The organism is Halobaculum halobium, from assembly GCF_030127145.1.
Classification (GTDB): domain Archaea; phylum Halobacteriota; class Halobacteria; order Halobacteriales; family Haloferacaceae; genus Halobaculum; species Halobaculum halobium.
This window is the reverse complement of the sequence record NZ_CP126158.1, coordinates 1,665,186-1,687,741: the sequence shown is the minus strand read 5'-3', so window position 1 is coordinate 1,687,741 and position 22,556 is coordinate 1,665,186. Positions and strand designations below refer to the sequence as shown.

At 65.8% G+C, this 22,556-nt stretch carries 16 protein-coding genes, 3 tRNA genes and 3 rRNA genes; 10 read left to right on the top strand and 12 right to left on the bottom strand.

Features of this window, described 5'->3' with window-relative positions; translation table 11 throughout:
• Nucleotides 1-30 precede the first annotated feature (30 nt).
• Nucleotides 31-136: transfer RNA gene (locus P0Y41_RS08790), tRNA-Arg, on the top strand.
• A gap of 180 nt (nucleotides 137-316) precedes the next feature.
• Entirely contained in the window at nucleotides 317-694 is a 378-nt protein-coding gene (locus P0Y41_RS08785; RefSeq protein WP_284060985.1) for a YccF domain-containing protein, read from the top strand.
• Between the two features lie 63 nt (nucleotides 695-757).
• Here P0Y41_RS08785 and P0Y41_RS08780 read toward each other — a convergent pair whose 3' ends face one another.
• From P0Y41_RS08780 to P0Y41_RS08750, 7 genes are all read right to left on the bottom strand, one after another.
• Complete coding sequence (locus P0Y41_RS08780; protein WP_284060984.1) at nucleotides 758-1,633, bottom strand: hypothetical protein; 876 nt, start codon at nucleotides 1,631-1,633, stop codon at nucleotides 758-760.
• A 90-nt stretch (nucleotides 1,634-1,723) separates the two neighbouring features.
• A tRNA-Cys gene (locus P0Y41_RS08775) sits at nucleotides 1,724-1,799 on the bottom strand.
• 230 nt (nucleotides 1,800-2,029) lie between these two features.
• A 5S ribosomal RNA gene (gene rrf, locus P0Y41_RS08770) occupies nucleotides 2,030-2,151 on the bottom strand.
• 108 nt (nucleotides 2,152-2,259) lie between these two features.
• A 23S ribosomal RNA gene (locus P0Y41_RS08765) occupies nucleotides 2,260-5,179 on the bottom strand.
• A 212-nt stretch (nucleotides 5,180-5,391) separates the two neighbouring features.
• A tRNA-Ala gene (locus P0Y41_RS08760) sits at nucleotides 5,392-5,463 on the bottom strand.
• Between the two features lie 106 nt (nucleotides 5,464-5,569).
• Nucleotides 5,570-7,041: ribosomal RNA gene (locus tag P0Y41_RS08755) — 16S ribosomal RNA — on the bottom strand.
• The 16S, 23S and 5S rRNA genes sit together here with 2 tRNA genes alongside, the layout of an rRNA operon.
• Nucleotides 7,042-7,622: 581 nt before the next feature.
• Nucleotides 7,623-7,931, bottom strand: a complete 309-nt coding sequence (locus P0Y41_RS08750) for a non-histone chromosomal MC1 family protein (protein ID WP_284060983.1) — start codon at nucleotides 7,929-7,931, stop codon at nucleotides 7,623-7,625.
• 267 nt (nucleotides 7,932-8,198) lie between these two features.
• On the opposite strand from P0Y41_RS08750, the gene P0Y41_RS08745 reads away from it, so the two are divergent.
• Together P0Y41_RS08745 and P0Y41_RS08740 are read left to right on the top strand one after the other, a co-directional pair.
• Nucleotides 8,199-8,396 (top strand): hypothetical protein, encoded by a 198-nt coding sequence (locus P0Y41_RS08745; protein WP_222920950.1) that lies wholly within the window; start codon nucleotides 8,199-8,201, stop codon nucleotides 8,394-8,396.
• Nucleotides 8,397-8,456: 60 nt separating this feature from the next.
• Complete coding sequence (locus P0Y41_RS08740; protein WP_284060982.1) at nucleotides 8,457-9,512, top strand: quinone-dependent dihydroorotate dehydrogenase; 1,056 nt, start codon at nucleotides 8,457-8,459, stop codon at nucleotides 9,510-9,512.
• Nucleotides 9,513-9,541: 29 nt separating this feature from the next.
• Here the strand turns inward: P0Y41_RS08740 and P0Y41_RS08735 are convergent, their stop codons facing one another.
• From P0Y41_RS08735 to P0Y41_RS08725, 3 genes are read right to left on the bottom strand one after another with little or no spacing between them, the layout of a single operon-like run.
• Nucleotides 9,542-9,814, bottom strand: a complete 273-nt coding sequence (locus P0Y41_RS08735) for a hypothetical protein (protein ID WP_284060981.1) — start codon at nucleotides 9,812-9,814, stop codon at nucleotides 9,542-9,544.
• Nucleotides 9,811-10,080 (bottom strand): hypothetical protein, encoded by a 270-nt coding sequence (locus P0Y41_RS08730; RefSeq protein WP_284060980.1) that lies wholly within the window; start codon nucleotides 10,078-10,080, stop codon nucleotides 9,811-9,813. The genes P0Y41_RS08735 and P0Y41_RS08730 overlap by 4 nt, the downstream gene beginning before the upstream one ends.
• A 55-nt stretch (nucleotides 10,081-10,135) precedes the next feature.
• Nucleotides 10,136-12,793, bottom strand: a complete 2,658-nt coding sequence (locus tag P0Y41_RS08725; protein ID WP_284060979.1) for a valine--tRNA ligase — start codon at nucleotides 12,791-12,793, stop codon at nucleotides 10,136-10,138.
• Nucleotides 12,794-12,955: 162 nt separating this feature from the next.
• On the opposite strand from P0Y41_RS08725, the gene P0Y41_RS08720 reads away from it, so the two are divergent.
• Both P0Y41_RS08720 and P0Y41_RS08715 read left to right on the top strand, forming a co-directional pair.
• On the top strand, nucleotides 12,956-13,660 hold the full coding sequence (locus tag P0Y41_RS08720) for an SDR family NAD(P)-dependent oxidoreductase (RefSeq protein WP_284060978.1): 705 nt from the start codon (nucleotides 12,956-12,958) through the stop codon (nucleotides 13,658-13,660).
• Nucleotides 13,661-14,236: 576 nt separating this feature from the next.
• Nucleotides 14,237-16,579 (top strand): DEAD/DEAH box helicase, encoded by a 2,343-nt coding sequence (locus tag P0Y41_RS08715; RefSeq protein WP_284060977.1) that lies wholly within the window; start codon nucleotides 14,237-14,239, stop codon nucleotides 16,577-16,579.
• On the opposite strand, the gene P0Y41_RS08710 is transcribed toward P0Y41_RS08715, so the two are convergent.
• Complete coding sequence (locus P0Y41_RS08710) at nucleotides 16,522-17,199, bottom strand: HAD family hydrolase (RefSeq protein ID WP_284063386.1); 678 nt, start codon at nucleotides 17,197-17,199, stop codon at nucleotides 16,522-16,524. The two genes, P0Y41_RS08715 and P0Y41_RS08710, sit on opposite strands and share 58 nt — an antisense overlap.
• Nucleotides 17,200-17,510: 311 nt before the next feature.
• Between P0Y41_RS08710 and P0Y41_RS08705 the strand changes: the two genes are divergently transcribed.
• From P0Y41_RS08705 to P0Y41_RS08690, 4 genes are all read left to right on the top strand, one after another.
• Nucleotides 17,511-18,287, top strand: coding sequence for a topoisomerase DNA-binding C4 zinc finger domain-containing protein (locus tag P0Y41_RS08705; protein WP_284060976.1), 777 nt, complete (start codon nucleotides 17,511-17,513; stop codon nucleotides 18,285-18,287).
• Between the two features lie 144 nt (nucleotides 18,288-18,431).
• Complete coding sequence (gene endA / locus P0Y41_RS08700) at nucleotides 18,432-19,520, top strand: tRNA-intron lyase (RefSeq protein ID WP_284060975.1); 1,089 nt, start codon at nucleotides 18,432-18,434, stop codon at nucleotides 19,518-19,520.
• Nucleotides 19,517-21,124 (top strand): tryptophan--tRNA ligase, encoded by a 1,608-nt coding sequence (locus P0Y41_RS08695; protein WP_284060974.1) that lies wholly within the window; start codon nucleotides 19,517-19,519, stop codon nucleotides 21,122-21,124. Before endA ends, P0Y41_RS08695 begins: the two co-directional genes overlap by 4 nt.
• A gap of 183 nt (nucleotides 21,125-21,307) precedes the next feature.
• A complete protein-coding gene (locus tag P0Y41_RS08690; RefSeq protein WP_284060973.1) occupies nucleotides 21,308-21,460 on the top strand; it encodes a hypothetical protein in 153 nt (50 codons plus the stop codon).
• Nucleotides 21,461-21,500: 40 nt separating this feature from the next.
• Here P0Y41_RS08690 and P0Y41_RS08685 read toward each other — a convergent pair whose 3' ends face one another.
• Nucleotides 21,501-22,484, bottom strand: a complete 984-nt coding sequence (locus P0Y41_RS08685; RefSeq protein ID WP_284060972.1) for an ornithine cyclodeaminase family protein — start codon at nucleotides 22,482-22,484, stop codon at nucleotides 21,501-21,503.
• Nucleotides 22,485-22,556: the final 72 nt, after the last annotated feature.

Here is a 22,556-nt window from a genome sequence, read left to right as displayed (position 1 = left end):
TTTGACTTCCCCGCGTGTCTCTGCATCCGTGGGCGCGTAGCTCAGTCCGGATTCAGAGCGTCGGACTTCTAACCGCGTCGGGATTCCGGCGGGGGAAGCCATCCGACGGTCGCGGGTTCAAATCCCGTCGCGCCCGTTCACGCGCGTTGCTCACTCGCGCGAGGTTCGTCGCGGCCGTGGTCCGTGTCGCAAACAGCGTGAGCGACCGGAACCGACCAGAGAAACGGGATTCGACGGGAGAAACGGCAATCGACATCGAGCGCCTCGCGATACTCGGGGAACAAGGGATTCATCCGCTGGGCGCGTTCGTTCGACCATGGCACAACGCTCACTGTTCACGCGCGCGCTGTGGTTCCTCGCGATCGGCTGGTGGGCCACGCCCGCCGTCGTCAACGTCGCGTGGTTTCTCAACGCCACGGTCGTCGGCCTGCCGATCGGGATCAAACTGATCAACCTCGTGCCGACGGTGCTGTCGCTCAAGGAGCCACGGTCGCTGTCGGCGCCGGACGAGGGTCGCGGACAACGGCCGCTGCTCGTCCGCGGCGTCTACTTCGTGGTCGTCGGGTGGTGGCTGAGTTTCCTCTGGGCGAACGTCGCCGCCTTCCTCGCAGTGACCGTCGTCGGCCTCCCGGTCGCCTACTGGATGTTCAACTGGCTGCCGTTCGTCACGTCGTTGTATCGATTCGACGGCTGACCGACACCGAGAAGAGCGAAAAAACAGCCGGGGCGAGTTCCGTCGGAGCCCTCCGGGGTCGTCTCAGTACCGCGACGGCATGTACGCCAGCCCCAGCAGGACGAACGCCGACAGCCCGCTGAGGATCGTAACGCCCCACAGCCCGTTGGTCATCGTGGTCTGCATCGCGGTCGCCTCTTCGAACTGGTTGTACGTCTCGAACTCCTGTGTGAGCACCATCGTCGAGTTGTCCGGGAAGTACGCGAAGTACGTCGTCGATCCGACGCTGACGTTCGCCTCGTCGGACACCGAGATCTCGTTGGTCCGCGGCGCGAAGTACTCGAGCGTCGCAGCGTCGGGTGTCACCGACGCGACGGCCACCGTCTCGTCGTCGACGTTCTCGATCTCGTCACCGACGGCGTACTCGCGGGTCTCCGGCTCCGGGAAGTACTCGTCGACGGGGATCAGCTCGCGACTCTCGTTCCCGTCCGCGCGCTCGACAACGTACTCCTCACCGTCGACGGTGGTCGTCTCGTTCTCGACGTCGGAGTCGTTCTGGAGAATGGCGGTGCGGTCGATCTGCTCGGTCAGCGTGAATGTCTCCGACTCGTTGTCGGTCGCGACGGCCCAGTCTTGCCCCTCGTAGGTGACCGTCGAGCCGTTCGCCCACTCTACGGTGTAGCGTGCTGACTCATTAGTCCACTCCACCGTTCCCGAACGGACGAGGTGGGCCTGGCCGCCGCCTCCGTGGCCACCACCGTCACCACCCTCCATCTCGGCGGAGATGTCGGAGACGGTGTACTCCTGTCCGTCGACGGTGAATGGATCGTCTTCACTCAGTTCGTGTTCAGGGTTCTCGAAGGAGAGCTGCGGCGCGCTCGCTGTCGCGATGAGCGAGAACGAGGCCGCCCCCACGATGAGGAAGAACGCGACGTAAATGGCCGCGGCGCGTCGTTGCATACGTCAGCCACGGGTCGCCCGGAGTTTAACCGTTTTCTTTCGGGTGACACAGTCGGGACTGAGACGCCGTCACGTGTTCGGTATCAAGAAAGCCAAGGGCCGGATTTGAACCGGCGTGGTTCTCCTCTGCAGGGAGATGCGTATGACCAGACTCTGCCACCTTGGCGCAACCGTGAGATGTCGTGTGAGGCGGTTAAGTGTAGCGGATCCGCCTGTGAGACGGTCCGAGGTACCGACCGGCGTAGCCACTCTTCGATCTGGGAGATGGATACTGAGAGAGAAAACGAACAGGTGAGCTGAGAGAGAGAGAGGTGGGGAGGACTGGAGAGGGTGGGATAGTATGAAAAACGCCCACCAGCGCGCGCGTGCGCTGGTGGGCGTGGGTTGGGTATGAGTGGTGGGCGGCGAACCGGTGTTTCCAGAGGCTCTCGCACTCCAGGACTTGCCGGAACGCTGGCGGGCTTAACTTCCGTGTTCGGGATGGGTACGGGTGGTGCCCCGCCGCTGTGGCCGCCCGAAGGCCGACCATCGGGAATGATCCGATGTAGGTGCCTGCGTCGGTCTGTGGCCGATATGTACGTGCAATCCAGGTAACGCCTGGACCCGTTCACGGGTCCCAGTGCATATGAGTGTGGCTTGGTCTGTTAGTGCTCGCGGGCTGAACGTCTCGTTGCCTCGACGCGTACACCCCGAGTCTATCGAACTCGTCTTCTACGAGTGACCTCGGTGGTACTTCTTTTCCAGGTGGGTTTCGAGCTTAGATGCGTTCAGCTCTTACCCCGTGTTGCGTAGCTTCTCGGCAGCTGCCCTCTCGGACAACCGATACACCAGTGGCAACCAGTCGTAGTTCCTCTCGTACTATACGACCGTTCCCGTCAAGTACCGTAACACCCCCAATAGATAGCAGCCGACCTGTCTCACGACGGTCTAAACCCAGCTCACGACCTCCTTTAATAGGCGAACAACCTCACCCTTGCCCGCTTCTGCACGGGCAGGATGGAGGGAACCGACATCGAGGTAGCAAGCCACGCGGTCGATATGTGCTCTTGCGCGTGACGACTCTGTTATCCCTAAGGTAGCTTTTCTGTCGTAAATCCGGGCCATTGAGGCCCTTGATCCGTTCGCTAGACCACGCTTTCGCGTCAGCGTCACTCGCTTGGAATGACACTGTCAGACTTCCTTGTGCTCTTGCGCTCTTCCGCGGGTTCCTGTCCCGCGTGAGGAAATCTTGGGGCGCGCTCGATATCTTTTCGAGCGCGTACCGCCCCAGTCAAACTGCCCGGCTACCGGTGTCCTCCTCCCGGAGTGAGAGTCGCAGCCACTAACGGGTAGTATTTCAGTGATGTCTCGGTGGCCCGCTGGCGCGGGTACCTGTGTAATGACTCCTACCTATCCTGCACGTCAGCGGCCACGTCTCAGCGACAGCCTGCAGTAAAGCTCTATAGGGTCTTCGCTTCCCCTTGGGGGTCTCCAGACTCCGCACTGGAACGTACAGTTCACCGGGCCCAACGTTGGGACAGTGTGGCTCTCGTTGATCCATTCATGCGAGTCGCTACTGAAGCGACAAGGTACTACGCTACCTTAAGAGGGTCATAGTTACCCCCGCCGTTGACAGGTCCTTCGTCCTCTTGTACGAGGTGTTCAGATACCTGCACTGGGCAGGATTCAGTGACCGTACGAGTCCTTGCGGATTTGCGGTCACCTGTGTTGTTACTAGACAGTCGGAGCCACCGAGTCACTGCGACCTGCCTCGTGAAAGGCAGGCATCCCTTATTGCGAACGTACGGGACTAACTTGCCGAATTCCCTAACGTCGGTTGTTCCCGTCGGCCTTGGCTTGCTCTGCCAGAGTACCTGTGTCGGATCTCGATACGAGTACCACGCTCGTCTTTTCACGGGCTCTAGATAGGATCGACTTGCGCTATCTCAGGCTTCTTTCGCTTCGTGCCGTTACGGCTTCCACGGAGTTCCCTGATTTGACCGGGCGAAAGCCCGGCTCGATCGTTTCCAAAGCGTCGACTTTCAGTGCGTGGTAGCACTGGAATATTAACCAGTTTCCCGTTTGTCCGGTTCGAATTGCGGTCGGACTTAGGATCGGCTAACCCTCGGCTGATTGGCAGTGCCGAGGAACTCTTACTCTTCAGGCCTTCGGGGTTCGCACCCGAATATCGCTGCTACTGTGACCAGGATTGTCGTTACTGAGCGGTCCACGCGAGTTCTCACCCGAGCTTCCATCCGCACAGTACGCCGACCTACACGATCCCTCGGTGAAGAGGGCGGTTAGGTATCAGAAGTGGATTTGAGTCCCGTTCATTTTGGGCGCCTTGAACCTCGGCCGGTAAGCTGTTACGCTTTTCTTAGCGGGTAGCTGCTTCTAAGCTCACCTCCCGGCTGTTTAGGGCTCAAGACTACCTTCAGAGGATTACACTTAATCCACATTTTGGGTCATTAACCTAACTCTGGGTTGTTCCCCTCACGGTGCCCAAGCTTACCCCGGGACACCGGACTCCCTCCGTCGACAGCGTTCGTACGTTCGGAGTTCGACAGAGAGGCCGACTCCTCTCGGAGGCGGGTCTCTCAATCGGTGGCTCTACCGCACGAACTACCTCAGGAGAGGTCATGCTTCGACATGTTTCGGTCGGAACCAGCTGTTGCCGAGTTCGATGGGCCTTTCACCCCTACTCCAAGATCACGCGAGGGTATTGTAGGACACCAACGCTAACGGACCTCCACGTGCCTTTCGGCACGCTTCATCCTGCCTCGGAGTAGATCACTCGGTTTCGGGTCGTACCTCTTCGACTCCCCGCGCTTGAACACGGCGGCCCTCGTCGTAAGACTGCGGCCATGTCGGTTTCCCTGTGCCTTCCACGATACTCGTGTTAGACTCGCCGGAGAAGTACACTCCCTGGTTCGTTTTTCAAAACGCACGACGGAACTTCGGCTCCCCACTCGTCTTACTGGAGGCTCGCGCCTCGGTCATTCTGAGTGGGGCCTTTCAAGCCCCGTCGCTCAATCGCCAACTGATTTCAGGCCCTATTGCACCGCCCTTCTCGGGGTGCTTTTCAGCGTTCGCTCACGCTACTTGTTCGCTATCGGTCTCGAGGAGTGTTTAGCTTTCTCAGTCGATGCCTGAGATATTCACGAGGGATATCCAACCCCCGCTACTCTGGGAACTGATCCACAGAGACGGTCGACGATACGGGACTGTCGCCCTGTATCGTGCTCCGTTCCAGGAGACTTCTCGTCGACTGTATCTGTTTGGTATCAGCCCGAACACCACATTGCCCGTGAGGGCTTCGGTTTGAGCTGTGTCGCGTTCACTCGCCGTTAGTAACGACATCTCGGTTTGATTTTTCTTCCTGCTCCTACTGAGATGTTTCAATTCGGAGCGTTCCCTATTGCGCAAGGCAATTGTGAGAGGGATTCCCATTCGGAGATCCGTAGTTCTTCGCCTCCATGCGGCTCCCTACGGCTTATCGCAGCTTGGCACGTCCGTCGTCGGCTCTCGAGCCGAGCCATTCACCAGCTGGCACAGTAGCCAGTTGACTGATGGTACACTGTGACCCGGTGAACGGGTCCAGTGGACGTCTGGATTGCACGTACATACGGTCGTCATCGCACGTCACGTGGGTGTCACGCGAGCGTGCTCAACCCTTCCCATTCCCGCTCTCGCGGAATGGTGCATCGGTCTTGCGTCGGGATTCATCGTATCGCCGTCTGCCGTATAAGGCACACGGTTCACGACGAACCCCGAAGACATGGACCCACTGGGATTCGAACCCAGGGCATCCTCCTTGCAAAGGAGGCACTCTACCACTGAGCTATGGGCCCACCCCCGTCAGGGGGCGTGAGCGAGCCTCGATAGTTCGAAGGTGCCCGATCGGCGTCGGGAACGGACCGAAAGGTGAGCCAGGCGCGTCGGCCTGGTCTCGATCTGTGGAGGTGATCCAGCCGCAGATTCCCCTACGGCTACCTTGTTACGACTTAAGCCCCCTTGCGAAGCCCAGATTCGACCTGGCAACCCAGGCCTCATCCGGACCTCACTCGGGTGCTTTGACGGGCGGTGTGTGCAAGGAGCAGGGACGTATTCACCGCGCGCTTGTGACACGCGATTACTACCGAATCCAGCTTCATGTGGGCGAGTTTCAGCCCACAATCCGAACTACGACCAGGTTTCTGAGATTACCGTCTCCTTTCGGAGTAGGAACCCATTGTCCTGACCATTGTAGCCCGCGTGTAGCCCAGCCCATTCGGGGCATACTGACCTACCGTTGCCCGTTCCTTCCTCCGCCTTGGCGGCGGCAGTCCTCCTAATGTACCCAACGACCTCAAGGGTCTTGCTGGCAATTAAGAGTGCGGGTCTCGCTCGTTGCCTGACTTAACAGGACGCCTCACGGTACGAGCTGACGGCGGCCATGCACCTCCTCTCTGATCGTCTGCTAAGCTCATCACACTGAGCTTCATTCGAACAGTCGGGGCTGGTGAGATGTCCGGCGTTGAGTCCAATTAAACCGCAGGCTCCTCCGGTTGTAGTGCTCCCCCGCCAATTCCTTTAAGTTTCATCCTTGCGGACGTACTTCCCAGGCGGTTCGCTTCTCGGCTTCCCTACGGCACAACACAGACGCGTAGTCTGCGTCGCACCTAGCGAACATCGTTTACAGCTGGGACTACCCGGGTATCTAATCCGGTTCGAGACCCCAGCTTTCGTCCCTGACCGTCGGATCAGTTCTCTCAAGGTGCTTTCGCCATCGGTGGTCCGTCCAGGATTACAGGATTTCACTCCTACCCCGGACGTACCCCTTGAGTCTCCCTGTCCCAAGCCGTGCAGTTTTCGCCGGACGCCTACCAGTTGAGCTGGTAGATTTCCCGACGAACTTGCCCGGCCGGCTACGAACGCTTTAGGCCCAATAAAATCGGTCATCACTCGAGCTGCCGGTATTACCGCGGCGGCTGGCACCGGTCTTGCCCAGCTCTTATTCGTGCACCGCCTTAGGGTGCACAAAAGCGAAGGCACTATGCCTCCGCACTCGGAGTCCCCCTATCGCACTGTCGTGCAGTGTAAAGGTTTCGCGCCTGCTGCGCCCCGTAGGGCCCGGAATCTTGTCTCAGATTCCGTCTCCGGGTTCTTGCTCTCACAACCCGTACCGATTATTGGCACGGTGGGCCGTTACCCCACCGTCTACCTAATCGGCCGCAGCCTCATCCTACGGCGTCGGAACGTTTCCAGCTCTCAGCGTTCCAGCGCGAGAGCCGTATCTGGGATTAGCCTCAGTTTCCCGAGGTTATTCCAGTCCGTAGGGTAGATTGGCCACGTGTTACGGAGCTATTCGCCACGGGTCTAAACCCGTGCGACTAGCATGGCTAAATCGGACTCCGATAGCAATGACCTCCGGCAGGATCAACCGGAATGTTCCTCCCCGTGAAGGGAGGGGGTGGCGGGAAGTCACGCGCAAAGCGTGACTTCACCATTGCGTGGTCCATGTTCGGCGACACCGATCGGGTGACACCGAACTATCGAGGCTCACATCAGATACCGTCTTGCGGCGGACCGCAGGGGCGGAATCCTCATCTCTTGCGGATATCAACGTACTTCGCGTGGGGACTTAACCCCTTCGAAGCAGGTTGACGAGGCGAACCGCGGTGGGTTTGAACCACCTCGACTCGCGTCGTGTCTTCGCATTTCATCCGAGGCCGTTGCCGTTCATAAGGCCGTCGGAACGAACTTCGACACACCCCAGAAGGGTGTGCCGTGTCGCCCGGGGCGTCCCGTGCGACCTTCGCATTTCTTCGAATGGCAGGGGAACATAAAAGGCCGTCGTCTCGCCACCGCCACGTCATGCGGTTTCACGGCCCGCTATCCTGAACAACCGTGTACGACAATCGTCGCGGTCAGATTCGAAGGGCACGGACGTGCCGACCTGAAGCACCGTCGCAGATCGGCGGCGTTCCCACTAGCGAGCCGATGTTCCAAAGAACGGACAACGCGCGAATCAGCTCTCGAGGTGCTCGATGCCCTTTTTCGACACGTTCGCTTCGGTGATCTCGTTGGGCATCCAGTCGGGCTTGTTGTCCGGTGCGGACTCCCGCCAGGACCACCCCTCGTAGATGTGGACTTTGTCGGTCCCTTTCTCTCGGAGCCGGAGTTCGACGCGTTCGGCCGCGTCCTCAGAGCTCGCCGGTTCGAGCCGGCGGGCGGCCTTCAGCGCCGCCTGTCGCGGCGTGTTGCCTGAGAAGACGCTCTCCTCGGTGCCGTCGCCCTCGCGTAGCGCGAAGTTCCGCTTACCGTCCTCACGTACCATGGTTTTTCGCCTCCGTGTGAAGCGAACACACACTGTATGATAAACGTATCGGGGAAATTACCCCACCTGGGGAGAAAGATTCATATGTCCCGATAGTCCCAACCCGCATCCTCGGAGGCGACGCCCCGGTTCGTTTCGGTCCCGAATGCGGGCCGAATCAGGGCACAGATCGACAGCGGTGGCTGACGTGTTCCGCCGGATCAGACGGGGGCAACCGTAAACAACACTTATGTGTCTCGTCGGGGGACTCACGGGATACCGAAGGCGATGGTCCGGAAGAAGACGCTCAGCCCGAGTGGCGCCAAAGACGAGAACGGCGAGTACCACAACGTCCACGTGAACCTGCACGAGGACGAGCTCGCAGTCGCCGGCATGGAGATCGGTGACGAGGTGTTCGTTCGCGTCCGAGACGGCAAGATCATTATCCAGAAAGCGGACCCCGACGAGGTAGAACACGACTTCTGACACCGGGTGATCCCCGCAGTTCAAGAGTCTGCCCGGTCTGAGACACGGCCAAGTACCGCAATGAGGGCATACGACTTCGCGAAGCCGGCGCTGTACGCACTCCCCGCCGAAACCGCCCACGAGGCCACCCAACGACTGTTGCGGGCGGTCCAGGGAACGCCGATCCAATCGCTTCTCCGCGATCGATACGCCGTCGGCGACGAGCGACTGGAGACGGACGCGTTCGGCGTCGACTTCCCCACGCCCGTCGGCGTCGCTGCCGGCTTCGACAAGAACGCCCGCGTCCCGCGCGCGCTCGCCGCGCTCGGCTTCGGTCACGTCGAGGTCGGCGGGGTCACTGCCGAGCGCCAGCCCGGAAATCCCCGTCCGCGGATGTTCCGCCTGCGCGAGGACGAGGCCATCGTCAACCGCATGGGCTTCAACAACGACGGGGCCGACCGCGTCGGCGACCGCCTCGACCGCGAGCCCGCGCCGGAGGTCCCCCTCGGTGTCAACATCGGGAAGTCGAAGGCCACGCCGCTGGCTGAAGCGGCCGACGACTACCTGTACACCTACGAGCGCGTGGGTGCGCACGCGGACTACGTCGCGGTCAACGTCTCTTCCCCGAACACGCCCGGGCTCCGATCCCTCCAGAACCGCGACTCGCTGGAACAGATTCTCGGCACGCTCTCCGACGCCGGCGCCGATCCGCTGCTCGTGAAATTCTCCCCGGATCTGCCCGAGCCGGCGATCGAGGAGGCGCTCGCGGTCGTCGACGACCTGGAGCTCGACGGGGTCATCGCGACGAACACCACCACCGAACGCCCGGAGACGCTCCGGAGCCCGCGACAGGCCGAGCGGGGCGGTCTCTCGGGCAAGCCGATCGAGGAACGCGCCACTGGCATGGTCCGGTTCATCGCCGAGCGCACGGACGTGCCGGTGGTCGGCGTCGGCGGCGTCTCCGACGCCGCGGGCGCGTACGCGAAGATCAAAAGCGGTGCGAGTCTCGTCCAGCTGTACACCGGACTCGTCTACGAAGGACCGAGTCTCGCGCGCGAGATCAACGAAGGGCTGCTGGAGTTGCTCGAACGGGACGGGTTCGACTCCGTCGCCGACGCGGTCGGCGCGGACCTGTAAGCGTCGGGTCAGACGGGACGTGCGGTCGATCAGCCGGCGAGCGTGTACAACAGGACCGCCGCCGAGACCAGTCCGAGGGCGACGCCGACGATGGCGAAGATGGGACGGGAAGCCACCCCGTTGAGGTCGCCTCCGCGGACCAGCGGGCGGCCGAAGATCCACAGGACACCGAGGCCGACGAGCGCGGAGAGTCCGGCGTCGACGAGCGCGCCGCCGGCGAACTCGACCCCAGCGAGTGCGATCTGACAGACGCCAGAGAGTGTGAAGCCGCCAAGCGAGAGGACGCGCACGTCCGCATTCACCCGACAAGCACCCCCGCGGTGAGCACGATCGAGACGATCCCGGCGGCGACGCCGACAGCGACGAACAGCGGGCGGGTCGCGAGGCCGTTCAGGTCGTCACCGCGGAGGAGCGCGCGGGCGAACACGCCCGCAACCACCGCCCCGCCGAGCACCGAGAACAGCGGGTTCGCGGGAGTGTCGCCGCTCGCGTACATGGCGACGCCGAGGAGAGTCTGTGAGACGCCGGCGGCAACGAAGCCACCCAGCGAGAGGGCACGTCTGTTCACGGGTGGAGGTCCGGCCGCGGCGAGAAGACGGTTGGGGTCGACGCGAGCGCGCTCTCTAGTCGTCGTGGACGATGACGACCGCGTCCTCCGGCTGGAGTAGCTCGCCGGTGCCGGAGTAGCGGCGTTCGCGCTCAACCTCGAAGAGGTCCGCGCCGAGCGACTCGCCGGCGACGTGGAGCTTCCCGTCGACGATCTCGTAGTCCTCGGTCGCGAGCGCGGCCTCGATGTCGCCGACCTGCTCGCCGTACTGCGGGCCGACCTGCGCGTAGTCGAGATCGATCCCCGTGATCACCGACTCGACCTCGGGCTCCTCGTCGAGCACGGTCAGTTCCCCGACGTTCATCACGCCGCGAACGTCGTCGGCGAACGCGATCAGCTCACCCTCGCCGTACACCTCGACGCGGTCGATGGCGGCGTTAAGCGGGAGGCCGCGCTCGCTCTTGTAGCGCCGGAGCGCGCCGACGACCGACATCGCGGCGACGCCGGCTTCGTGGTCGGCATCGACGCCCAGCGGCTCGGGCCAATCGCGCAGGTGGATCGAGTCGAAGTCGTCGCCCGCGCGCTCCTCGGCGTACATGTCCTGCCACAGTTCCTCGCTGACGTGTGCCAGCATCGGGGCGAACAGCTTCAGGAAGCGCTCGTGGGCGACCGACAGCGTGTATCTGGCTGCGGGGTCGTCGTCCTCGGCCTCCCGGACGCGGGTCTTCGCGACCTCCAGGTAGTCGTCGCAGAACGTGTGCCAGAAGAAACCGCGCAGGTCGTCGCGCGCCTTGGAGAACTCCCGGCGCTCGAGTTGCCCAGTGAGCGTCTCGGTGAGGTCGTCCAGCTCGGCGAGCAGCCAGCGGTCGAGCTCCCGGAGGTCGCCGTGGTCGAGGTCGGGTCGAGCGTCGGATGCCCCGTCACCGACGAGCGACTCGACGAGCTTCGACGCGTTCCACAGCTTCTGCAGCAGTTTCTCGCCGGCGCGCAGTCCCTTCTCGTTGTACGGGAGGTCGTCGCCGATGGCGGAGCCGGCGGCCCAGAAGCGCGCGGCGTCGACGGGGTACTCGGCGAGCACCTCCCGCGGAAGGACGACGTTCCCCTTCGATTTCGACATCGCCTCGCGGTTCTCGTCGAGCACCATCCCGTTGATGAGCGTCTCGTCGAACGGAACCTCCCCGGTGTGCTCGTAGCACTTGACGACCGTGTGGAACAGCCAGAAGCTGATGATGTCGTGGCCCTGCGGGCGCATGTCGAACTGGTACAGCTCCGGGTGCTCCATCGTGAACGCCTCCGCCTCGTCGTCCCAGTCCCAGCCGGCGTTGATGAGCGGCGTCAGGCTGGAGGTGGCCCACGTGTCAAGCACGTCGTCCTCGGGAGCGAACTCGTCGTGGCCGCACGCCGGACAGGCGTCGACCGGCGGGTCGTCCGACAGCGGGTCGACCGGGAGATCGGCCTTCTCGGCGATGATCTCCTCGTCGCACTCGGCGCAGTACCAGACGGGGAACGGGATCCCCGAGGAGCGCTGGCGAGAGATGAGCCAGTCCCACTGGAGGCCCTCGACCCAGTGCTCGTATCGGGTGAACATCTTCTCGGGGAACCACTCCATCTCCCGACCGGCCTCGAGGTACTCGTCGGCCTTGTCGAGCAGTTCGATGTACCACTGCTCTGTGACGAGGAACTCGACGCTCGTCCCGCAGCGCTCGTGGACGTTCACCGTGTGGGTGATCGCGCGACGGTCCAGCAGCGCGCCGGCGTCGTCGAGGTCCTCGACGATGGCCTCGCCGGCCTCGGCGGAGTGCAGCCCCTCGTACCCCTCGGCGACCTCGGTCATGTGGCCGGACTCGTCGATGGCAACGCGGAGGTCCAGGTCGTGGATCTGGTACCACTCGATGTCGTTCTGGTCGCCGAACGTACAGCACATGACGATCCCCGAGCCGGTCTCCATGTCGACGCTCTCGTCCGCGAGGATCGGGACCTCGTGACCGAACAGCGGGATCTCCGCGGACTCGCCGACGAGGTGCTGGTTCTCGTCGTCGTCGGGGTGGACGAAGACGGCGACGCACGCCGGAAGCAGTTCCGGGCGCGTCGTCGAGATGGTGAAGTCCTCGTCGCTTCCGGCAACCGAGAACGCGATGTCGTGGAAGTGGCTGTCCTGCTCATCGTCTTCGGTCTCGACCTGCGAGATGGCCGTCTCGCACTCGGGACACCAGATCGCGGGCGCCTTCTCGCGGTACTCCCGGCCCTGCTCGTACAGGTCGATAAAGGAGAGCTGCGAGATGCGCTGGGTGCGCGGCTCGATCGTCTGGTAGGTGTGATTCCAGTCGACAGAGACGCCCAGCCCCTGGATGTTCTCGGTGAACTGCTCCTCGTAGTTAGCGCACACCTCGCGGCACTTGCGCTGGAACTCCCGGCGCTCGAAGTCCTGGTGGCGGATGTCGAGTTCGTCTTCGGTGAGCCGCTCTGAGGCGATGCCGTTGTCGTCGTAGCCGAACGGGAAGAACGTCGTCTCGCCGTTCATCCGCTCGAAGCGGGCGACGAAGTCCTGCAGGGTAAAGCCGTACAGGTGGCCCATGTGGAGGTCGCCGGATACCGTCGGCGGCGGGGAATCGATGGAGAAGACGGTGTTCGGATCGGTCGCGGCCTCCTCGTCGTACGCGTACGTCTCCTGGTCGACCCAGCGCCGCTGCCACTCGGGCTCTGTGGTCTCCGGGTCGTAATCCCCACTGGGCATGTCACCCGTACTTTCCCCGAACGACTGTTAAGCGCCTCGGTTGTCAGGGGAGGCGTGACACGCCCGAGAGGGCCGTGGATCCGCGGCGACGACGTCCGGTACCGCGGAAGCGACGCCGACGGCCGGCCAACGGTTATGCCCGGCCCGCCCGACCCGTGCCCTGTGACAACGGCAGTTATCGCGGGTGTCGGTCCGGGACTCGGCGAGTCGATCGCGCGGCGCTTCGCCGCCGAGGGGTGCGACCTCGGACTGCTCGCGCGCAGCGGCGGCTACCTCGACGAACTGGCGGCGGATCTCCCGACGGAGGCCGTCGGCGTTGCGACGGACCTGTCGGATCCGAGCGACATCGCGACGGCGTTCGACCGCGTTCGCGACGAACTCGCCCCCGTCGACGTGCTCGTGAACCACGCCAGCGCCGCGTCGTGGACGGGGGTGCGCGACACCTCGCTGGACGCGTTCGACCGCGCGTACGAGGTCGGGCCGCGCGCGGACTTCCTGTGCTCGCAGGCGGCCGTCGGCGACATGCTCGGCGAGGATCGGCCGGCCGACGAGCGCGGCGGCACCATCATCTTCACGGGCGCGACCACGTCCGTGCGCGGGCGCGAGGGCGCCGTCGGGTTCTCCATGGCAAAGTTCGGCTCCCGGGGGCTGGCGGAGTCGATGGCGAGGGAACTCGGCCCCGAAGGGGTCCACGTCGCGCACGTCGTGATCGACGGCGGCATCCTCGGTCCCACGGTGGAGACCGAACCACCCGAGGAGTACCTCGATCCGGATGCGATCGCCGACAGCTACTGGCACCTCGTCCAGCAGGACCGAAGCGCGTGGACGCTGGAACTCGACCTGCGGCCGCACGTCGAGGAGTTCTAATGAACCTCTTTTCGCCTCGGGGTTCCTCGCGCTCGCCAGCGGCGAGCGTGGTTCGAGAGACGCCTCCGGCGTCTCTCGTCATCACGAGAGGCGCTTCGCGCCTCTCGAACGACTGCGGGAACCGCTCGGCGAAACCCCGTTCATGTCGTCGGATTCCGCCGGAATCCGACGACTGACGGGAAATCTTCGATTTCTCGTACTGACAAAAGGGCCGCGCGCGAGGGATGAGCCGAGCGGTAGCGAGGCGAATCGGCTGGGGAGGCTCACGCGAGCGGAGCGAGTGTGAATTCGTCGGAGCTTGCTTCGAGGTAAGTGTGGCGGCAGTGACATTTGGGTGGGACTGAAAGGGGCCGAGTGGGCTTTCGCGGCCATCTGCTTTCCCTCGAATACGACGAATGTCCCCACGAACACGACCACGCCCGATCAACCCGAGAGGGAAAGGTTCATCCGCCGAAGCCCCCGGACCTACTCGTAGTTGCCGGCGCGGTCCGCCAGCCGGTTCCGGAGTCGCTCGCCGCCGCCGACCGCGGACCGCGCCACCCCGCACCCCCGACCGAACCCCATGAGACCCAACAGATGAAAGTCGCAGACGCCGTCCCGGAGTTCGCCGACGCGTTCGGGTTCGAGGAGTTCAACCGAATGCAGCGGGAGGCGCTGCCGGCCATCCTCGACCGCGACGACAACGTCGTCGCGGCCGCCCCCACCGCCTCCGGGAAGACCGCGCTCGCGGAACTCGCCATCTGTGAGACCCTCAAGAGCGACGGAACCGCGCTGTTCATCGCCCCGCTGCGCGCCCTAACGAACGAAAAGGAGTCCGAGTGGGAGCGCTTCGAGGACCTGGGCTACTCGGTGTACGTCGTGACCGGCGAGCGCGACCTCAACCCCCGCCGCGCCGAGCGCGCCGACATCCTCGTGATGACGCCCGAGAAGACCGACTCGGCGACGCGAAAGCACGAGTCCGCCCGCTACGACTTCATCAACGACGTGGACTGCTGCGTCATCGACGAGGTCCACCTCCTCGACTCCGACAAGCGCGGCGCGGTGTTGGAGGTCACGGTCTCCCGACTCCGCCGCATCTGCGACCCGCGCGTCGTCGCGCTGTCGGCGACGATGCCGAACGTCGACGACGTGGCCGACTGGCTCGACGCCCCGCCGGAGACCACCTTCGAGTTCGGCGACGACTACCGCCCCGTCGACCTGGAGACGGGGGTCAAGACGTACACCCACGGCGACAACTCTTTCGCCGACAAGTACCGCCGGCTCTACCGCGCGCTCGACCTCGCGGAGCCGCACATTCGCGAGGAGGGGCAGGCGCTGGTGTTCGTCTCCTCCCGGCAGGACACCGTGATGGCCGCGAAGAAGGCCCGCGACGAGGTCGGCGAGCGCGATCTGGAAATGGGCGCCCGCGGCGACTACGACTTCCACAACGCCGCGAAGGAGTTGGACAACGACACGCTCCGACACTCGGTCGTCGACGGCGTCGCATTCCACCACGCCGGTCTCTCGAAGAACGACAAGGACCGCGTCGAGCGGTGGTTCAAAGAGGGGAAGATACAGCTGCTGTTCTCCACTTCGACGCTCGCGTGGGGCGTGAACCTCCCCGCGCGCTGCGTCGTCATCCGGGACACGAAGCATCACGACCCCCTCGAAGGCGAGGTCGACATCAGCCCGCTCGACGTGCTCCAGATGCTCGGGCGGGCGGGACGTCCCGGCTACGACGACGTGGGGTACGGCTGGGTCGTCTGCGACCGATCGGACGCCGACAAGTACCGCACGCTCCTGCGCGAGGGGAAGGAGATCGAGTCGCGACTCGCCGAGGACCTGGACTCGCACCTGAACGCCGAGATCGCGCTGGGCACCATCTCGGGGCTGGACGACGTGATGGACTGGCTGGAGACCACCTTCTACTACGTGCGCGCCGGCACCAAGCCCGACGAGTACGACTTCGAGGGCGTCCGCGACCGCGTGCGCGACACGCTGAACTCGCTCGTCGACCGCGGGTTCGTCGAGACCGACGATCAGCTCGGTGTCGCGGCGACGACGCTCGGCCGACTTGCCTCGAAATACTACCTGCGGATGGAGACGGCCGAGCGGTTCGCCGACCTCGCCGATCGGGAGACGATCGACGAGGGCGCCGTCCTCACCGCGGTCGCCTCGGCCGCCGAGTTCGACTCCGCCTCCTCGCGCTCCTCGGAGGCCGACGCCGTCGACCGCGTGCTCTCGGACGTGGACACCGCCCTGGAGGGGGGCAACCGGAAGGTGCTCGCCATCCTGCACGCGGCCGTTCGCGGGTCGATGCCGTCGGATCTGCGCTCGGACGCGTGGATCATCCAGCAGAACGCGCTACGCCTGCTCGCGGCGCTGCGGGAGTTCGCCGACGCCGTCGCCGGCCCACGCGCGGCGAACCTCGTGCGTCGCGTCGAAGCGAGGGTCGAACACGGCGTCAAGCGCGAGGCGGTCGGACTCACCGCCATCGAGGGCGTCGGTGAGGGGCGCGCGGAGTCGCTGTCTGCGGGCGGGCTCACGACTCCCGCGGACGTGGTCGCGGCGGGCGCCGAGCGGCTGACGCGCGCAGGGCTCTCTGAGGGCGTCGCGGAGCGCGTGATCCGCCAGGCGGAGGCGCTTCCGAACGCCGTCGTCGAGTGGGGCGCGGTCCCGGACTCGATCGGCGTCGGCGAAAACGAGATGCTGGAGGTGACCGTCCGCAACGTCGGCGGCAGCGCCCGAGCCGGGATCCGCGTTACCGCGAACGGGGTCGAGATGACCGAGAAAACGCTGTACCTCTCAGACGAGACGACCGTCCCCGTCGGCGTGTTCGGCGCGCCGGGGGAAGCGGAGATGCGCTACGAGGTGGAAGTCGTCTACCCCGAACTCCCGTTGCTCCCCGAGACGGACTCCCGGATCGTCCGCGTCGACTGACGCACCGCGGCGAACACCGACTCCGGGTCGTCGCGGTCGACCACCTCGTCGGCCGCCGAGAGGTCGGTGTCTGCGTTGTGGTCGTCGCGCACGGCGATCGTGTACGCCCCCGATCGGACGGCCGCGAGCACGCCGTTCTCGGAGTCCTCGACGGCGACCGCGCGGTCGGGAACGCCACCCAGCTCACGGAGCGCCGCCTCGTACACGCCCGGGTCGGGCTTTCCCGGGCCGTCGAACTCCTCGGCGGGTGCGACGAGGTCGAAGTCGAGTTCGAAGCGGTCGATCACGACCTCGATCCAGTCCCGCGGCGATGACGAGACGAGCGCAACGGGGACCCCGGCGTCGCGTAGTTCGGCGACGAACTCCCGGGCGCCCGTGAGCAGTTCGACGCGGTCGCCGTAGATCGCCGTTGCCGTCTCGTCGTACAGCGCCATGAACTCGGCTTTGTCCACGGTCGGCTCGTAGCGCTCGGCGAGATAGTCGTAGATCTCGCCGTAGTACATCCCCGTGATCTCGTCGAGGTCGGGCGTCGAGGACCCCTCGGCGAGCACGCGCGGCAGGATCGCCTCGCGTTCTGCGGCGTGCCAGTAGTCCTCGGAGTCGACGAGTACGCCGTCCATGTCGAAGCAGACGACGACCGGCGCGTCGTCGGCCACGACCGTCTGTTCGGTTCCGGGCGCGGAGTCAGAGTCGTCGTCGGCCGCCGAATCAGTCGTGTCTGCCGCGTCTGTGGCGTCGGGAGCGTCGGTGCCGCTCCGAGCGTCGGATGGGTCGCCGCCGGATGACTCGGACATACCGAACGGTTTCGGTCCGACGGCATGGACGTTCCGGCCAACGCGGACGAGACGACGATCGGGGAGACGAGGCGACGGGTTCGCCGCTGCCGGACCGCGTGCGAGGGTCCAAATAGGAGCCCGGAACCAGCACCCCCATGGCAGCGACCTCCACCGTCCTCGCGGGCGACTGCACGACGCGTTTCGAGACGACGAGTGGCGACGAGCGCACCCAGCGCGGCCGCGTGATCGTCGTCACCAAGCCCGATCGGACTGTCCTCGTTCACGACCGCTCGGGGTACCAGCCCGTCGCGTGGCTGACGCGCGCCGACTCGCTGACCGTCGACGCGGACGACGACGGGTTCGCCGTCACCGCACGCGACTCGGGTCGCGCCCTCGCCGTCCGGTCGCACGACGCCGGCGAGGTGGTCGAACTGCCCGTCAGCGACGCCGGCGTCCCTGTCGGCGAGTGTCCGAAGCCCGACTGCGGCGCCGCGATGGTACGCGCCGGCGGCGACGTGGTCTGTCTCGGCTGCGGCGACAGCTACGGCCTGCCGTCGGGCGCGACCGTCCACGACGACGACACCTGCGACGACTGCGGGCTCCCGCTGTCGACCGTCGAGCGCGGCGAGGAACTCCGCCTGTGTATCGATTACGCGTGCGACTCGCTGACCGAGGCCGTCCGCGACGTGCTCGACCGGCGCTTCGACTGCCCCGACTGCGGGCGCGACCTGCGCGTCCGAGAGCACCGCGGCCGGGCTTTCCTCGGCTGCGACGGCTACCCCGACTGCGAGACGGCGTTCTCGGTCCCAGCGGGCACGTTCGCCGGCGAGTGCGCCTGCGGGCTGCCCCGGTTCGAGACGGCGACCGGCGTGCGCTGTCTCGACGGCGCCTGCGAACTTGACCGGCCACCGGAGCCCGACCGACAGCCCTGAGCGCGCGACTCGGCCGCCGCGGCAACGTCGGCGGCGGCGTCGACGGTGACGGGGCGGCGACGGTCGCGACGTCCCCGACACGCCGTGCCACGGTGAGCCACACGATCACAGCCCCTATACACCGACCACCCGCCCGTACACACAATGAACGCGACACTCGACGGCGGCGTCGTCCGCGCGAGCGGCGACGCGCGCCAGCGCTTCCACGACGCCCGGGGATACGGGCGCGCGTCGGGCCCCGACGTGACGCTCGCGCGGGTGGAGGCGGCCCACCTGCTGTACCGCGGCGATCTCGACTCGATCTCGGGGATGGACTTCCGGGCGTTCTTCCGCGACAGCGTCGCCAGCGAGGACGCCTTCGCCGCCCGGTTTCTGGTGTACGCAGATCTCCGCGAGCGGGGCTTCTACCTCGCGCCGGCCCGCGAGGGCTGGCCCGGGAGCGACCGCGAGCGCGGCGACGGCGAGGACACCGCGGGCCGCGATGGCAACGCGAGCGGCGGCGGTGGGAGCGACGCCGACATCCTCGTGTTCGAACGCGGCGAGAAGCCCGGCGGTCCGGTCGACCACCGCGTCCGTGTTCTCGGCGAGCGCGAGGAGCTGGCGGCGGCGGCACTGGCGGGACAGACCCTCGCCGTCGTCGACGAGGAGAGCGAGGTGTCGTACTTCGCGTGCGCGACCGGCGGCGGCTTCGACGGTCGGACCGAATACGACCTGCCCGCGGCCATCGACGCTGACCTGCTCGACGACCGCGTCGTCTGCTGGTCCCCTCCGGGCGACCTGTACGAGTCGGCGTTCTACGGCCAGCCGATCTCCGGGCGCGACGACGCCGACGTGGACGCGCTCCAACTGTCACTCGTGGAGGCGGCCGATCTGGCCGCGCGCGGCGCCGTCGAACTCGACGCCGACGAAGTGATCGAGCGCGGGCGAGCGGTCGAGGGCGAGCGGTTCGATCGCCGCCTCTCAGTGTACCGCGAGCTTCGCGACCGGGGAGTCGTCCCGAAGACCGGCTACAAGTTCGGCGCCGACTTCCGCACCTACGACGCCGTAGAGACGGTCGCAGAACTCCCCCACTCCGAGCGACTCGTCCGGGTGGTCCAGCCGGATCACCGCTTCCACCCGCGGGAGCTCGCGCTGGACGTGCGCCTCGCCGGCGGCGTGCGGAAGCGAATGGTTTTTGCGCTCGCCGGCGACGACTCGAACGACTACCTGACGGTCGACCGACTCACCCCATGAGCGACGACAACACCGGCCCTTCGCGGGGTCACGACGGAGCCGAGACGGAGGAATCGGAGGCGCGAACGGACGGTGGAACCGGCGTCGCGCTCGACCCCTGGGGATCTGCGACCGTCGCGGACTACCGCGAGCTGTTCGAGGAGTTCGGCATCGAGGAGTTCGAGGCGATCATCGACGAGGTGCCCGAGCCGCACTACCTCATGCGACGCGGCGTCATCTTCGGCCACCGCGACTACGGCGCCGTGGCCCGCGCGCTCGCGAACGACGAGCCCGCGGCAGCGCTCTCGGGGTTTATGCCGACCGGCGACCCCCACATCGGACACAAGCTCGTGTTCGACGAACTGATCTACCACCAGCAGCAGGGCGCAGATACGTACGGGCTCATCGCGGACCTGGAAGCCCATTCCGCCCGGGGGCTGACGTGGGAGGAGATCGACGAACACGCCCGCGACTACCTGCTCTCGCTGCTCGCGCTCGGGTTCGACGCGGAGGAGGGTGAGCTGTACCGCCAGTCGACGAACCGTCGACTGCAGGACCTCGCGTTCGAGTTGGGGTCAAACGCCCGGTTCGCGGAGTTCGAATCGATCTACGGCTTCGACGGCGGCACCTCTGTCTCGCACATGCAGTCGGTCGTCACGCAGATGGCGGACATCCTCTACCCGCAGTTGGACGAGCCGAAGCCGACCGTCATCCCCGTCGGCCCCGACCAAGATCCACACGTGCGCTTCTCGCGCGACATCGCGCGCAAGACGCGCTACTTCAGGGTGACCGAGGCGTTCGCCAGCCCCGAGTTCGACGCCGCCGAGCGCGTGCTCGTCCGGCGCGCCTACGACGAGCGCGAGACGTGGGCCGACGACCCCGAGACGCCGCGCTGTGAGGACGCCGCCGCGTGGCTCGCCGACGCGGATGTCGACGCGGAGTTCGAGTCGGCCCGCGCAGGCGCCGTAGAGAAGCTGGAGAACGCCGGAATGGAGCCGCTCCGTCCGCGGACGCGGTTCCTCGACCGCAACGCCGACGAAGCCGCCTTCGAGGCGCTCGTCGAGGCCGTCCCCGGCGAGAAGCGCGTGTTCGACGCGCACATCGACTCCTTCGAACTGGACCGAGCGGAGGCGGAGGAACTCGCCCGCGAGGTCGAAGTCGACAACGGCGGCTTCGGCTTCTACACGCCGTCCTCGATCTACCACCGTTTCATGACCGGCCTCACCGGCGGGAAGATGTCCTCGTCGATCGAGGCGAGCCACATCTCCCTCTTGGACGACCCCGAGGAGGGGTACGACAAGGTGAAGTCGGCGACGACCGGCGGCCGCGAGACGGCCGAGAAGCAGCGCGAGCTCGGCGGGAAGGCCGACGAGTGCCCGGTGTACGAGCTCTACGCGTACCTGCTGGCGAACGACGACGACGGCTTCGCCGAGGAGGTGTACGAGGAGTGCGTCGGCGGCGAGCGCCTCTGTGGCGGCTGCAAGGAGCAGGCGGCGACGCTGATGGAAGAGTTCCTCGCGGAGCATCAAGCGAAGCGCGAGGAGGCCGAGGAGCTGCTCTCGGAGCTCGACATCGACCTGAACGTCGACGACTCGCGGCGAGGGATCCCCGGCGACGAGGAGTAGCGAGGCCTCGTTTCCCGAGCCGCTAAAAAAAAACAGTACCGAGCGTTTCGGCCGACGGCAGAGAGGCCGACCGAGGAACCGTCGGAACGGAGGCGATTTCTCCGGGAACAACTCTCCTCCAGCTCTCAGAACGGAGTCCCCGACCGAAAGACGTATTGACACGTCGTGAGAGAACGTCATACGATGGAGTACGCGTTCGAATGTGAGTGCGGCGAGCAGGTGTCTGACTTCACGCGCGGCGGTGACGTGGAGGTCAGCACCGTCGCGGTCTGTGACGCCTGTGGGACGACCTACGGGCTCACGATCACGACGATTCAGAACGGAGACGAGGAGTAGCCCGCCGACGGTCGCCCGAACCGTCGGACCGCCGCCGCGCTCAAAACGCGATCTCTCTGCCGTCTCCCTCGCTCGCTTCTCGCCAGAGGTGGTTCGCCGTCGCCGCATCCAGTACCGCCGAGCCGACGCTCTCGACGACGATCACCTCGTCGTCGCGCTCGCGTCCCGCTTCTCCCTCGAACAGCGCCGAGAGCGGCGTCAGTCGGTCCGGATCGACCTCGTTGGCGACGACGTCGCCGATGCCGGCGACCTCCTCGGGGACGTCCGCGAACACCCGGTCCGCGCGCTCGAACGTCGTCCGATCGAGTTCGCACATCCCCGCCTCGTAGGCGCCCACGGCGACGACGAGCGTACCGGCGGCGAGCGCCTCCCCCGGGAACACGGGCGTCTCGCTGGTCGTCGCCGTAACGACCACGTCCGCGTCGCGGACGGCCGCCTCGGGCGACTCGACCGCCGATGCGTCGAGTCCCTCGGCCCGGAGGTCGGCCGCACAGCCCTCGCGGGAGTCGGGGGTGGGCGAGTAGATCCGGGCGCCGGCGACGCCGCGGGCGACGTCGATCGCGCGGGTCTGCCAGCGCGCCTGCTCGCCGGCGCCGATCACCGCGAGGTCGACCGACCCCGTACCCGCCGCGAGACCGCGGGCCGCCAGCCCGCCGATACATCCCGTCCGGGCGTTGGTGATGCGCTCGCCCGCGAACAGCGCGAGCGGAGCGCCGTTCGCGGCGTCGGTGAGCAGCACCTGCGCCTGCACCGTAGGGCGATCGACAGCCGGATCGGCGTTTCCAGGGTGGACCGACGCGAGCTTCGTCGCGTACGCGGGGTCGCCGTGGACGTACGCGGGCATCGCGAGGGCGGTCCCAGCAGGCCCGGCCCGGCCGTCGAGGCCCTCGCCGACAGGGAAGTGCGGCCGTTCCGGGCGCTCCACCTCGCCGCGCCCCTGTTTGAGAAACGCCTCCTCGATCACCGGGAGGAGCGCGTCGAGCGAGAGCAGGGTCGCGACGGCGTCGTCGTCGAAGACGTGCATGAGCGAGGGTCGGCGCGGCGGAACTTCGGTGTTTCCTCGGACCGCCGGGGCGAAATCGCGTCGGATCGGGGA